We start from the raw sequence: 14039 nt of genomic DNA, 5'->3' as shown, positions 1-14039 counted from the left end.
GCGGCGTCAAACGACACCCGCAGCCGCTTCCAGGCAGCTCAAGCGCCCTCTAATGTGTCTACTTCGCCACAGCAGACCCGCATTCCGCGACGGCAACAGTGAATTCGGCAATGGTCGCTTCCAGTCTGACCCGAGTCTCGTCATGGTCCGCGTGCTGATTTGAGTACTTTTTGGATGAGGGATATGCGAGTTCATTTACTGACTACGACTGCGGTTTTTTTCACCCTCGGGTTTTCGGCACAGGCTGCCGACTTCCAGGAAAAATTTGAAGGGAAGCCTGCCGTTTCCGGCATCAACGGCAAGCTGGAGATCGGCTATAGCCGCACTGATGTTTCCGGTACTTCAGATGACCTGGATGCTCTCCACGGCATTGGTTCGATTGCGTTGCCGGTAGCCCAGCAGTTCGGCGTGCAGATCGATGCAGGCGTGGGGCGCTTCGATACCGATCCCAGCATCACCGCGGCCGGTGTTGGCGCCCATGGCTTCTGGCGCAACCCCGACCAGGGCCTGCTCGGCGTCTACGGCCACTACGTGCGTACTTCCGGCGGCGGACAAAATGCCGATGTCTGGCGGCTTGGCGCCGAAGGCGAGGCTTATTTCGACCGGATCAGCGTTGAAGCGTTCGTCGGCGCCGATTTCGTCGATACCAATGCCGGTAACGATACATTCTTCAACGGCGATCTCGTCGCTGCATTCTACGCAACCGACAATATCCGTATCCATGCCGGTGTCGGGCACCAGTTCGACGAGACATTCGCCAAGGTCGGCGGAGAAGCCATGCTGCCGTTCGCCAGCAACAATGTCTCTCTGTTTGCGGATGCCGGCTTTGGTGAAGACACCCAAGCCTATAAGGTTGGGCTGCGCATCTATTTCGGCGAAAGCGGCAAGTCGCTTAAGGCTCGTCATCGCGAGGACGACCCCCAAGCCCGCCTTCTCGATTTCTTCGGCGCGGCCTTCACCGCCCCGGATAACGCAGCGCCACCCTGCACCAGCGAGTGCGCGTACTGACCTCGATCAGGGTTCAAGAAGGAGCCGGTTGCCTTACACGCCGGCTTCGTCTTCCCTCACGAACTGGTCGATCTTGCCACCCGGGCCGACCTGCATGTGCGTATAACGCCTATAGGCAACGCTGACCGGGCGCTGGAAATACTCCCGCACCCCCTTGGTTACCCCTTCGAAATCGAGTTCGCCATCGCCGGCTCGGCTCGAGAAGCGCAGTTCGAGCGCTTCTGGGCCGACTTGTGCGAGCTGCCACTGCACGACCGGAAAGCCGGAAGCAAATTTTTCCAGACTGAAGATCGGCGCGATCTCAGTGCCGTCCGAAAACCTGAACAAACGCCGCTGCCGCCCCACCGTAAGTACCAGCCTCGGCAGCGTCAGCCCGCACGGGCACGGACCACCAATGTAGCCGATGTCGCCGATATCATATCGGATCAGTGGCATCGCCGCATTGATCAGCGTGGTCAAGACGACGCGCCCCTCCTCGCCATCGTCGCAAGGCGAGCCATCGGGCCGCAGTATGTCTACCCGCACACACTCGGCATTGACGTGGAGTGATCCGCAGGCGCACTGCGAGGCGATGGTGCACACATCATTGGCGCTGTAAGTATCGAATACCGGGCAGCCGAACACCCGTTCGGCGTCGCGGCGCATCTGTGCGCTTACATATTCACCAAGCGTGATGATCCCCTTTAAGTCGATGCCCGATACGGAATCCTGCTCTGCCACGGCTATGAGACCCATGGCGTTGCTCGGCTGCGTGTTGAGATAGACCGACCCTTGATGCCTGACATAATCAAGCTGGTCGGACAGTCTCATCGGGTAGGCAAGCCGCGAGTAGGTGCCGAAATTTGTTTCCGGCGCCATCCAGCCAGGAACCCAGGGCTCTTCTTCCTGGGCCATGTAGCTGAGCTTGGGATGGGCCGCGGCGCGGACCATCACCAGCCTGCAGGTCGGGTCGACGCCGACCCAGCGGTAGAACCGCCCCATCATCGCCAGTTCCATCCTGCCGGCAAGGGCGGTTTTCAGTACCGTGACTGGGACACCTGACGTTCCTGAGGTAGAAAACGCTTTCACCTCTCCATGCGCGGCCGGTACTGCAGTGCTTTTCAACGATTCGAAGTGTTCGACCAGATCAGCGCGCGTAAGCACTGGGAACTGCGCCCACGCCGAACTTTCGATATCGCAGCCCGCAGCAAAAGCGGCCGAAAGCCGCTCCCGATAGAACGGCACAGTATTGTAGGCGTGCCTGGTGATGGCACAGAGCTGCCGCCGAACATAAGCTTCCAGTTGGCCTCGGGGCAATCGTTCCGAAACGGCCAGACTGTCATAGATGAGTTCGGCGGCGGACTTTGGGATGGCGACATTCCTTTCGTGCTGTCACCCCATACACTTGCCGAAATGCCAAAGCCATGTGACGATGTACATGGATGGCAGATTTCCAATCCTGCCGCCGCGCGACGGTCTTCAGGCCGGCCGCCGCTCCCAAAAAAATGCCTGAGCGGAGGTCAGCCATGGGTAGTCGCGCCGGAGGACGACGCACGGGACCGAAATGCATCGCCATAGTCGGTCCCTTCTCAAGCGGTAAGACGACACTTCTCGAAGCCATACTCGCCCGCACGGGCACCATTCCCCGCCAGAACCCGGTCTCATCCGGAAACACCGTTTCCGATCATTCTCCCGAAGCGCGCGCGCACGCCATGAGCGTGGAGGCCACCGTCGCCACCACCGAATTCATGGGCGATACGCTCACCTTCATCGATTGCCCCGGCTCGATCGAATTCGCCTTCGAGGCCGAGCCGGTGCTCGCTGCCTGCGACGTGGCGGTGGTGGTTGCAGAGGCGGACGAAAAGAAGATCCCTGCCCTGCAACTCATCATGCGCCGGCTGGACGAACTCGGCGTGCCGCGCATCCTCTTCCTCAACAAGATCGACAAGTCGGTTGCCGGCGTGCGCGATACGCTCAAGATGCTGCAGCCGGCCAGTTCCCTGCCGCTGCTTTTGCGGCAGATCCCGCTGCGCAAGGATGGCGTCGTCATCGGCTCCATCGACCTTGCGCTGGAGCGCGCCTACATCTACCGCGAATACGCCGAAAGCGAAGTCGCCGAGATTCCCGGCGACGACAAGGCGCGCGAGATCGAGGCTCGTTTCTCCATGCTCGAAACGCTGGCCGATCAGGACGACCAGTTGATGGAGCAATTGCTGGAAGAGATCGAACCGCCGAAGGACGCTATCTTCGATGATCTCGCCGCCGATCTTCGAGCCGGCACGCTGACACCTGTACTGATCGGAGCGGCCGAAAAGGGCAACGGCGTGCTGCGCCTGTTGAAAGCCATCCGCCACGATGCGCCGGATATCGAGGCGACCCGCAAGCGGCTCGGCGCGCCGGAGGGCAACGCCACGGTGGTGCAGGTCATGAAAACCGTTCACACCGCGCACGGTGGCAAGCTTTCCGTTTCACGCATCCTGTCCGGCCAGGTCGCGGACGGCGCCGAACTCTATCTTCCCGGTGGGGAAATGGGCAAGGTGTCCGGCATATACCGCCTGCTGGGCAAGGACCAGTCGAAGCTGGCCTCCGCAACGGCCGGCGACACGGTCGCGCTGGGCAAGCTGGACGACGTGCGCACCGGGCAGACCCTCACCTCCGCCAAGGGCGGCATGGCACCCCTTATCGAACTTTCGCCACCCCAACCCGTCTATGCCTTCGCGTTGCGCCCGAAGGAGCGCAAGGATGACGTGAAGATGTCGGCAGCCATCCAGCGCCTGGCAGAGGAGGATCCCTCGCTCAGCCTTCGCCACAATCAGGATTCGGCGGAAACCATATTGTCCGGTCACGGCGAGATGCACCTGCGCGTGGTGCGCGAACGCCTGGAGGGCAAGAACCAGATTCCGGTCGAAGGCCACGCGCCAGCGGTTCCCTACCGCGAGACGATCCGCAAGCCGGTCGAACAGCGCGGCCGCCACAAGAAGCAGTCGGGTGGCCACGGCCAGTTCGGCGATGTCGTGCTGCAGATCAAGCCACTGCCGCGCGGCACCGGCTTCCAGTTCACCGACACCATCACCGGCGGCGTCGTGCCCAAGACCTACATCCAGTCGGTGGAAACGGGTGTTCGCGACTATCTCAAGTCAGGACCGATGGGGTTCCCAGTGGTGGATGTCGCCGTCAACCTCTCCGACGGCTCCTATCACGCCGTCGATTCCTCGGACATGGCCTTCCAGATGGCGGCCAAGCTGGCGATGAAGGAGGGCATGGCGTCTTGCTCGCCGGTGCTGCTCGAACCGGTCACGAAGGTCGAGATCCTCACGCCTTCGGACGCGACGGCAAAGATCATCGCGCTCATACCGCAACGGCGCGGCCAGATACTGGGTTACGACGCGCGCGAAGGCTGGCCGGGTTGGGATGTGGTCGAAGCAACCATGCCGCAGGCCGAGATCGGCGACCTCATCATCGAACTGCGCTCGGCAACCGCGGGTGTCGCCACCTATAGCGCCAGCTTCAGCCACATGGCGGAACTGACTGGCCGGCTGGCGGATGATGCGATGAATGCCAGCGGCAAGGCCGCATGAAGCAGTGACCGGCAACCCTCACGGGGCGCTCGCCGCACCTCAACGACAAACGGCGTCCGGTTCAACCGGGCGCCGTTTGTTGCGGACCGTCTCCGGGGAGGTAACGGCAGGCCCGCCGCATCGTTGGCAAGTCCAGTGACCGGCTGCTGCCGGCAGAAAAAGCTGGACGCGGCGGCTACCTGAGCCTGCGAAACGAGCGATGCCCCCATCCCTCGAGTCGACGCGCCGCGTCCTGCTTACTGCTTAGTCAAGACTGGGCGCCCGCGTCACGTTACAGGGGTTACATGACTGTTACACGCCGTGACTGCGCGGCAATCCGCGGACAGCCGGAGTGCAGCAGCCTGCGCAACGGTCGCCCGCGCAATTCGGTTCCGAATCATGTGCAAGGGATGGATCGCGATGCCGAATCCAAAGCGCGTCGGGAAAGTTCCACATTGCCCCGGCGTCGAGCGCCGCGTCGCGTCCGTGCGCGGGGTTTTCAAGGCAACAAAAAAGCCGGATCCAAGAAGATCCGGCTGAGTTGATTGGAAGTGCCTGTTAGGGCTAAACCTCCAGAGGGGAACACTCGTGAGCGCTAATGGGAGGAGAACGCGCTCAGGAGATGCACAATATATGGGACCCTCCTGCCTTCGAAACAAGCATCTATTTTGCAACTCACACATGCAAAAAGACGCAGGCTGTGGTCCAATGCCGATTTTGCGGCAATAAGGCCAGAAAGCCGGGCCGATACTGCGGCGGCCTGCCCGTTTCCACGCCAGTGCGACGCCCGCAGGCAATGCGCCCAGCCTTCGGCCGCTCTATTGAGCATGTTGCCTGCCGCAATGGCGGCGGAGCGCCGGTCAGTAGGACCAGTTTCGCGCCTTGTTGAACATGAAGTCGCGGAAAGCCTTCAGCTTGGCCTGGTTCTTCATCGCCTCGGGATAGACGAAGAAGGTGTCGAAGGATGGGCCTTCGAGTTCCTCCAGCACCGGCACCAGGCCCGAATCCTTTCCGGCCATGTACTCGGGCAGCATGGCGATGCCCGCACCCCGTTTCACCGCGCGCCGGATCGACATCAGGTCGTTGATCTGCAGCACGGACGGGCGCTTGTCGTTTTCGGAGCGGCCAACGGTTTCCAGGGCATTGAGCCCGCTGAGATAGGACGGCACCGGTTCGCCGAACGTCACGATACGGTGATTGTCGAGATCGGCGACGGACTTCGGCACGCCGTGCTTGTCGAGATAGGATTGCGAGGCGAACACGTGCAGGTGCACCGTAAACAGGCGGCGCTGGATCAGGTCCGGCTGTTGCGGCTGGCGCAACCTGACCGCGCAATCGGCCTGGCGCATGGTCAGGTCGAGTTCCTCGTTGGCCAGCACCAGTTGCAGGTTGATCTCGGGATAGAGGTCGAGAAATTCCTTGGCCATTTCGGTCAGCCACCCTGTGCCAAGGCCCACCGTGGTCGTCACTCTCAAGACACCGCTCGGAAGATCCTTGGTCTCCGACAGCCGCGTCTTGATCGTTTCCAGTTTCATCAGCACGTCGTGCGCCGTGCGAAACAGCATCTCGCCCTGCTCGGTCAACACCAAACCGCGTGCGTGCCGGTTGAACAAGGGCACGCCGACGTCATGCTCGAGCGCGCTCACTTGCCGGGAGATCGCCGATTGCGAAAGATGCAGGGTCTCCGCGGCATGGGTGAAGGAGCCAGCCTCCGCCGCTGCGTGAAACACGCGTAGTTTATCCCAATCCAACGCCATGATTCCCCTCGTTCCGAACGGCGTTTGATGAAGAGATAGGGCTTTTCTGCGGCTTATTCCGCCGCTTCCCGATGCACCTCTATCCCGGCCAGATACTTTTCCGCCTCGAGCGCCGCCATGCAGCCCATGCCGGCTGCGGTCACCGCCTGGCGATAGATGTCGTCGGTCACGTCACCGGCGGCAAACACGCCAGGCACATCTGTGCGCGTCGAATCCGGTGCCGTCCACAAATAACCGTTCGGCTTCTGCTTCAACTTCCCGGCGAAAAGCTCCACCGAGGGCGCATGGCCGATCGCCACGAACACGCCGTCGACCTTGAGCAGGCTGTCCTGGCCGGTGGCCACGTTCTTCAGCTTCAGCCCCTCGACCGAAGGCGGCAACGGCGCCTTGCCGGGCCGGCCGGTGATCTCGTCGACCATCGTGTCCCAGATCACCTTGATGTTGTCCTTCGCCAAAAGCCGTTCGCGCAGGATGCGCTCGGCGCGGAATTCGCTGCGCCGGTGGATCACCGTCACGCTCCGGGCCAGGTTGGAAAGATAAAGCGCCTCTTCGACCGCCGAGTTGCCGCCACCGACCACCGCCACGTCCTTGCCGCGATAGAAGAAGCCGTCGCAGGTGGCGCAGGCCGAAACGCCGAAGCCCATGAAGGCCTGTTCGCTGGGAATGCCCAGCCACTTGGCCTGCGCGCCGGTGGCGATGATCAGCGCATCCGCCGTGTAGGTCGTACCGGAATCGCCCTTGGCGATGAACGGACGCTGGTTGATGTCCACCTCGACGATGATGTCGTTGATGACCTCGGTGCCGACATGCTCGGCCTGCTTGAGCATTTCGCCCATCAGCCATGGCCCCTGGATCGCCTCGGCGAAGCCGGGATAGTTCTCCACATCGGTGGTGATCGTCAGTTGCCCGCCTTGCTGCAGCCCCGCCACCAGGACCGGCTTCAGCATGGCGCGCGCCGCGTAGATGGCAGCGGTATAGCCGGCGGGGCCGGAGCCGATGATGAGGACGGGAGCGTGCTTGACGGTCATGGAGCGGCCTTCGGGACAGCAAGCCGCCGCGCGGCCCGCAAATGGCTGGATCTTCGAATGCGCAATGTAAGTGCTGGCCGCCCTGCCAGCAAGGCGGTGCGGCAAGTGTCCCCGGAAAGCTTGTCGCACCAATTGGCTGCTGGAAGTGTTGGAAACTGGGGCAATTCCGCCTGAAAGGGCTGGCGTGCGGCAAAAAGTCGTTTAATTACCGACGAACGACAGATTCTTGCGCAATGGACTTTCCCGAATGCCGATCAAGGCCGATCTCGACGCCATAGACTGGAAGATACTGCGCGAGCTTCAAAACGATGGCCGCATGACCAATGTCGAGTTGTCGCAACGCGTCGGCATATCGGCGCCCCCTTGTCTGCGGCGTGTCCGCCGGCTGGAGGAAAAGGGCATCATCCGCGGTTTCCGCGCCCTTCTCGATGCGCCTTCGCTTGGCATGGAGGTGGTCGCCTTCTGCCTGATCGGGCTGCACCACCAGGCCGATGCCGAACTGAAGGCCTTCGCCGAGCGCACGCGCGGCTGGCCGATCGTGCGCGAGGCCTGGATGGTGTCGGGCGAATCCGATTTCCTCCTGCATTGCGTGACCAGCGACATCGGCACCTTCCAGACCTTCGTCATCGAGGAACTGACCTCGACGCCCAATGTCGGCACGGTGCGCACGGCACTCACCATCCGCAAGGTCAAGGACGAGGTTCCGGTGGAGATTTAGGCGAGCGGCTGGAGGGGTTCAGTCTGCTCTCGACACGCAGTCTTGTTCTGGCCTAGAGGGAGGCGAAGCACGCATATTGCCCAAGTCTACTCGCTGCAACAGAACGGACCATGGCCAAGACACTGAAGAAACTGTCGCGTGATTTTCGGTTGGGCCTGTACCGGCTCAGGCACGGGCCGAAATTCGACTATCATTCTATCAAGGTCACGATTCCTGATCACATTCCGTTCACATTCAAACGGCAGGTCATGCAGGGCAAATATGAAGAAGCCGAGCGCCGCTTGGTAGATGCCCACCTCGATCCACACCTGCCCGTGATAGAAATGGGAGGATCTCTCGGCATCCTCAGCGCCTATATTGCTAGAAAGCTAGCGCCTCAGACACCCTATTGGGTGATCGAAGCTAACCCGGACATAATCGATATTTGCACGGAAAACGTTGCAACGCAGCCGCGTTCCGTTCCAGTCCAAGTGCACAATTACGCCATCGCCTACGGAGCGGAGAGCGTCAGCTTTGCCAAGAGCGAGAATGTCCACATCAGCCGCCTTGGTTCGGACATCCTGCCGGGCAACGTCAATATTGCCGCCCGTACCTTGCAGCAAATCGTTTCGGCCATGGGCGTCACCGAGGGTTTCAGCCTGATAATGGATATCGAAGGTGCCGAGTTCGATGTCTTTGAAAACGATGGCGAGGCATTTGCCTCCTGCCGTCTCGCAGTCGTGGAAATCCATCCACACATCTTCGAACAGCAGGGACGCTCGGTCGCTCGTTTCATGGAACTGGTCGAGAAAGCTGGCATGAAAACGCTGGAGCAACACGAAAACACTCTCGCGCTGGTCAGGCGCTAGCCATGTTCTCCATCGTATTCGTCACCTATAACAGCGCCGAAGTGATAGGCGACGCCATTCGTTCCATTCCTCCCGGAAATGAAGTGATCGTCGCCGACAACGCCAGCGTCGACAACTCCGTGGAGGTTTGCCGCGCATTGGGAGCAACAGTGCTGGAAATGCCGAGGAACCTCGGCTTTGGCACGGCCTGTAATCGCGGCGCCGCAGTCGCGACGGCGGAAAACATCCTGTTCCTCAACCCAGATGCGAAATTGGAATCGGGCGCCTTAGAGGCAATGACGGAGGCGCTCGCCAGGCATCCTCGCTCGGTCGCCTTTAACCCCCGAATCTTGAATGAAGATGGAAGCCAATTCCTGCGCCGCCGCACGATCCTGCTTCCGCGTCCTTACCTGATCCGCCCGCAGTTGCCGACCGGTGACGAAAAAATCATCACAGCCTCAGGATCCGCACTACTCGTCCGAAAACATATCTTCTTTGAATTGGGCGGCTTTGACGAGAATATTTTCCTTTATTATGAAGATGACGATCTATGCGCACGCATCATCAAATCCGGGCACGAGATGCATTATATTCATAATGCAGTCGTTTATCACAAAGGACGTGGTTCGTCGGGAAATTCCGACGATATGAACGCCTTTAGAGAATACGAGACGATGAAATCCCGTATCTACGTCAGTCGAAAGCACAGTGTTACATTCATCCGCTCCTGGCACATCATACGAAATATGTTTAAAAAAGCAATTGCGAGACAACAAGGACTTGATAGTAAAGCCAAAGCACTAAATGGCCGACTAATGGCTCTACGAAATAATGAATTCCAAGATTTTTAAATTTTAATCAAAAAATTCACATATTGTTTAACAGATGAAGTAAAGATTTGGGTATTTACCTACCTTAGGAAAATTCATGCAGCGCACCGAAAAACCGCCAGTCTCCGCTTTCATCATCTGCAAGAACGAAGTTTCGATGATCGGCCCCTGCATCGAGAGCCTGGATGTGTGCCGGGAAATCGTCATCGTGGATTCCGGCTCGACCGATGGCACCATCGAGCTCATCGAAACCTATCGCGACAAGGGATACCCCATCCGTCTATTCCAGCGCGACTGGCCCGGGTACGCAAAGCAAAAGCAATTCGCCTTGGATCAATGCACCGAAACCTGGTGCCTGAACTTAGACTGTGACGAGCGTCTTGACGACGCCTTAAAGCTAAATCTACCGGAACTGATATCCACTGATCAAACGGTTGCCGCTTGGGAACTGGATTTCCGTCTCTTTCTACTAGGATATGGCTACACACCCGACCGAGTACGACTTGGCCATTTGGTACGTTTGGTGCGCAAAGGACGAGTTCACTACAGGCTCAATCAATTGGTACATGAGGGAGTTGATGTGGAGGGCGAGATCGGCACCAACAACAAAGGAAAGATCCTCCATGCTCGACCCATATCCATAGAAGAGCACATTTCGAAATTAAACCAATATTCCGGCCTAAAATCCACACAACTATTTAACAGCGGGAAAAATCCCCGCCTTTTTCGGCTCATATTTAACCCATTTATATACTTCATCCGAATTTTTATATTCCGCCGCTTCTACCTGTGCGGGTGGGCAGGATTCATTCATGCCGGGACCGGCGCGATCTACTCGTTCCTGACCGAAGCGAAGCTCTACCAGATGCACGCCAAGGCGCGCGGCGACAAATCACAATCCTGATGCTTGTGACCGGGCTTTGAGTTTCAGCCGATAGCAGGCCCGCTTGACTTCACGCGACACGATTTCGGTCAGCGGCTTCGCTTTCTTCTGTATTGTAGAACCTCCCATCGCAGCGCTGATTTCGCGCACGCAAACGGGCGTTGACGACAATATCCTCATCCGTGGCGATGGCCTGAGTTGAATCGTCGTATCGACGGGGCGGTCGAACCGTTCGGTGATTTCAAGCAGCATTGCAGCGGCATCGCGGCCCACAAGCTGCATCACCATTCCGAGTCCAACCTGTTTCGGTTCTATGATCGATACACCGTCGCCAGAGGCAACGACGCGGCCAGTTTCGTTCAACTTTTGCGGAAACCGAATATAGTCGCCTGCGTGGAAACGTCCGGAAGCGGCGTCGATCAGGCGTCGTACAGTGGCAATATCCACCTCCACGTCGTCTTCGATGATCAATCCCGCATCGAGGCCGCGCTCGACAATCTCGCGCCAGGCCTTTCGGTGGCTGAGAAAGCAGCCGATCTCGCCGGTGCGCAGTTCGAACGGGTAGCGAGGGCGGTGAAGGTGGCGCCTGTAAACAGCCGCGATTTCGTCATCGCCCAGCGTCTGGCCGTCGACAGCATCGACGACATGGGAAGGCATCGGCAGTGACTCGCGAAGACGCTCGACCTGCGTGCGCCGCTGCGTGGCACGGGCAAGATGGATGATGAACGCCTCTATCTGCATGAGGATTCCATAGCCTTTTATTGGCGACCCAGAAAGGCGTCAGCCTGCGGTCGCTATTTCCCGATAAATCTCGATCAGCCGCGCCGCCTCGCGTTGCAATGGAAACAGGGCGTGCGCCCTTTGCAAAGAGGCTGCGGCGGCCTCTTCCCGCACAGCGTCGTCCCCCATCAGCCTGTCCGCCGCATCGACCATCGCGCCCAGATCGTCTCGAGCGATCAGAGTGCCGGTCACGCCGTCCTCGATCAGTTCGGAGAAAGCCCCGACATCGGTCGCGACCACCGGAACCCCGCTGGCCATGGCCTCCAGCGGCGTCAGCCCGAAACCCTCCCAGCGCTGCGGCGCGATATAGAGCGACAGCGCCCGGTACCAGCGCTCGATGTCGCGGTGCTCGCCCACGAACAGGATGCGCTGGCCAAGCCCGGCCTTTTCCACCCGCTCCCGCAGCCCGGCCTCGAAATCCTTGTGTTCGGCCGTCGCGCGCCCAGCCACCACAGCCGACCACCCTGGATGGCGCGGCAGAAGCTCGATCATGGCGTCCACGAACAGGTCTGTGCCCTTCTGGTGCCGAACGCGGCCGAAGCAGCCGGCATAAAATTGCGAAGGGTCGAGGCCGACGGCCCGCACCGCCTCCGCCTTGTCCGCCGGCTGGTGGAAGCGCTCGATGTCGATGCCGTGCATGACGACGGTGTTCGGCACCTCCAGATAGGCGGCCGTCTTGCGGCTGGTGGCGATGACGGTGTCCATGCGGCGGATGAGGAAGCGTGTCCAGCGCGTGTGCTTGCGCTGCGAAGCAGACGTGAACACCAGTTTCAGCGGCGCGCGCAGCACATATTTGAGGATCGCACCGGCGAGCATTTCCGGGTTGCGGCGCGCGTGCCACACGCGCACCGGCGCGGCCTCAGGCCGCCGCAACAGCCCGGCAATCTGCCACCAGCGCATTTTCGGCAGATGGTCGGGCAGTCCAGGCCCAAGTGTCGCAATGCCGATTTCAGCCGCTTGCAGCGGCACGAGCTGGATGATGGTGCTCGTGACGCCGGACAGGCGCTGCTTGAAATTGGGCACGATCACCTCGACCCGCGACAGAACCATGCGGGCCGGCGCCACCCCGTTCGACCTAGGACCAATCGACATTCAGGTTTCGTGCGTGGCGCGAGCCGGATTTCGGTCCTGAAAAGGAGAAAAGCGCAAGGCGGTGTGGACCACCGGCGAGCATTTTCGACGCATTCAGGGCCGAAATACGCCGCGTCCCACTGGGATATGGCAAAAGTCGCCCGTTTCCCCGTCGCGAATCCTCGACGGTGGTCCACACCGCCTTCGGCTCCGCTCCTCGAACTGAGCGATTTTTGCTCATACCACGCCTCAAATCCTGAATGTCGACTGGTTCTAGAGCCAGCGCAGGTCGACGATCTCGTAGCCGCGCGCGCCGCCCGGCGCGTTGACCTCGATGGCGTCGCCGACTTCCTTGCCGATCAGCGCCCGCGCGATAGGCGAGGAAATCGAGATTCGCCCCGCCTTCACGTCCGCTTCCTGGTCGCCGACGATCTGGTAGGTCTTCTTTTCTTCGGAATCCTCGTCGATCAAAACGACAGTGGCGCCGAATTTGACCTTTTCACCGCTGAGCTTGCTGATGTCGATGACTTCGGCGCGCGCGATCAGGTCCTCAAGCTCGCCGACCCGCCCCTCGTTCAGGCTCTGCGCCTCCTTGGCGGCGTGGTATTCGGCATTTTCGGACAAGTCGCCGTGCGAGCGAGCCTCGGCGATCGCCTCGATGATGCGTGGCCTCTCTTCCTGTTGGCGCCAGCGCAACTCCTCCTTCAGCGAATCGAAGCCCTTGCCGGTCATCGGCACCTTGTTCATAGCCAGTCCTTTCCTGCCGCCTCCCCATTCCACGGGTGGGCTCTGTCGCACAAAAAGAAAACGGTCCGGCGGAACTACCCGACGGGACCGTCACATCTCGGATTTGATCAATATAGCGATTGCCGCAGGTTTTTCACGCTCAAAAATCGTAGCCGGACAATAAGCTTTACAGCCCACCCGCCAAAAGGCTTTTCCTGCCCGTCCAAAGACCGCCGACGCCGTGGAAATGCCGATTCTTCGGCCGCGTTACCGATCGCAGATAAACCTTGAGGCCGATCAACTCCTCAGGAAATGATCGATCTGTTCGGCCAGCATGCCATATTCACGCGCGCCCTTGCCGACGCGCTTCTCGATCTCTGAAAGCTGTTCGCGCGCGGCTGCGACATCGCCAAGCTGCAGATGGGCTTCGCCGAGATATTCGCGCACCAGCGTGTAGTCGGGGTCGTTGTGCAACGCTTCCTGATAATAGCCGAGGCCAACGGTGATTCGCCCCGCCTTGCGGTGGGAATAGCCGAGATAATTGAGGATGCGCGGATCGGTCTTGTCTTCAGCCAGGCTCAGCACCGCGATCGCCTCGTCGTAGCGCCCCGCCATGGCCAGCGTGTGCCCGGCTTCGTAGATGTTGTCGTCGTCCAGCATCCCCTGCTTCGGTTCGACGCACTTTTTCAGCTTCTTGTCGAAGACCTGGCCGGTCTTGCATTGGGTCACGGTGTCGTTGCCGCCGCCGCCGCTGTCACCGCCGGCGGAAAAAACCGGCGTTGCAACCAGCGGCAGAGCGGTAAGTGCCGCAACCTGCATCAGCAATTTCATGCGCATCGAAGCCTCCTTGTTTCCAGGTCGTAGTGACGAATTGG

The 14039-nt window shown here is 60.0% G+C and carries 13 protein-coding genes; 6 read left to right on the top strand and 7 right to left on the bottom strand.

Annotated features, from left to right (window positions below):
- Nucleotides 1–183 precede the first annotated feature (183 nt).
- Complete coding sequence (locus ASD64_RS13415; protein WP_056105736.1) at nt 184–1008, top strand: hypothetical protein; 825 nt, start codon at nt 184–186, stop codon at nt 1006–1008.
- A 33-nt stretch (nt 1009–1041) separates the two neighbouring features.
- On the opposite strand, the gene ASD64_RS13410 is transcribed toward ASD64_RS13415, so the two are convergent.
- On the bottom strand, nt 1042–2232 hold the full coding sequence (locus ASD64_RS13410) for a phenylacetate--CoA ligase family protein (protein ID WP_056105734.1): 1191 nt from the start codon (nt 2230–2232) through the stop codon (nt 1042–1044).
- A 281-nt stretch (nt 2233–2513) separates the two neighbouring features.
- Here ASD64_RS13410 and ASD64_RS13405 point away from each other — a divergent pair, with 281 nt between their 5' ends.
- Nucleotides 2514–4565, top strand: coding sequence for an elongation factor G (locus ASD64_RS13405; protein WP_056105732.1), 2052 nt, complete (start codon nt 2514–2516; stop codon nt 4563–4565).
- Nucleotides 4566–5404: 839 nt separating this feature from the next.
- On the opposite strand, the gene ASD64_RS13400 is transcribed toward ASD64_RS13405, so the two are convergent.
- Nucleotides 5405–6301 carry a LysR family transcriptional regulator gene (locus ASD64_RS13400; protein WP_056105730.1) on the bottom strand — a complete coding sequence of 299 codons (897 nt, stop codon included), beginning with the start codon at nt 6299–6301 and terminating at the stop codon, nt 5405–5407.
- Nucleotides 6302–6354: 53 nt separating this feature from the next.
- Complete coding sequence (gene trxB / locus ASD64_RS13395; RefSeq protein ID WP_056105982.1) at nt 6355–7329, bottom strand: thioredoxin-disulfide reductase; 975 nt, start codon at nt 7327–7329, stop codon at nt 6355–6357.
- A 247-nt stretch (nt 7330–7576) separates the two neighbouring features.
- Between trxB and ASD64_RS13390 the strand changes: the two genes are divergently transcribed.
- From ASD64_RS13390 to ASD64_RS13375, 4 genes are all read left to right on the top strand, one after another.
- Complete coding sequence (locus ASD64_RS13390; protein ID WP_056105728.1) at nt 7577–8047, top strand: Lrp/AsnC family transcriptional regulator; 471 nt, start codon at nt 7577–7579, stop codon at nt 8045–8047.
- A 110-nt stretch (nt 8048–8157) separates the two neighbouring features.
- Nucleotides 8158–8895, top strand: coding sequence for an FkbM family methyltransferase (locus ASD64_RS13385; RefSeq protein ID WP_056105727.1), 738 nt, complete (start codon nt 8158–8160; stop codon nt 8893–8895).
- Nucleotides 8896–8897: 2 nt separating this feature from the next.
- On the top strand, nt 8898–9725 hold the full coding sequence (locus tag ASD64_RS13380) for a glycosyltransferase family 2 protein (RefSeq protein ID WP_056105725.1): 828 nt from the start codon (nt 8898–8900) through the stop codon (nt 9723–9725).
- Nucleotides 9726–9801: 76 nt separating this feature from the next.
- Nucleotides 9802–10608 (top strand): glycosyltransferase family 2 protein, encoded by an 807-nt coding sequence (locus ASD64_RS13375; protein WP_056105723.1) that lies wholly within the window; start codon nt 9802–9804, stop codon nt 10606–10608.
- Here ASD64_RS13375 and ASD64_RS13370 read toward each other — a convergent pair.
- The 4 genes from ASD64_RS13370 to ASD64_RS13355 form a co-directional block, all read right to left on the bottom strand.
- Entirely contained in the window at nt 10597–11328 is a 732-nt protein-coding gene (locus ASD64_RS13370; RefSeq protein WP_056105721.1) for a glycosyltransferase family 25 protein, read from the bottom strand. The genes ASD64_RS13375 and ASD64_RS13370 overlap by 12 nt on opposite strands.
- A gap of 39 nt (nt 11329–11367) precedes the next feature.
- On the bottom strand, nt 11368–12459 hold the full coding sequence (locus tag ASD64_RS13365; protein WP_413813602.1) for a glycosyltransferase family 4 protein: 1092 nt from the start codon (nt 12457–12459) through the stop codon (nt 11368–11370).
- A gap of 252 nt (nt 12460–12711) precedes the next feature.
- On the bottom strand, nt 12712–13185 hold the full coding sequence (greA, locus tag ASD64_RS13360) for a transcription elongation factor GreA (protein WP_056105718.1): 474 nt from the start codon (nt 13183–13185) through the stop codon (nt 12712–12714).
- Nucleotides 13186–13461: 276 nt separating this feature from the next.
- The gene (locus ASD64_RS13355) at nt 13462–14001 is read right to left on the bottom strand and encodes a tetratricopeptide repeat protein (RefSeq protein ID WP_056105716.1); all 540 of its coding nucleotides are present in this window, start codon (nt 13999–14001) and stop codon (nt 13462–13464) included.
- Nucleotides 14002–14039 lie beyond the last annotated feature (38 nt).

Origin of the sequence: Mesorhizobium sp. Root157 (assembly GCF_001427385.1) — a bacterium.
GTDB lineage: Bacteria > Pseudomonadota > Alphaproteobacteria > Rhizobiales > Rhizobiaceae > Mesorhizobium.
This window is presented reverse-complemented; position numbering and strand designations above follow the sequence as displayed.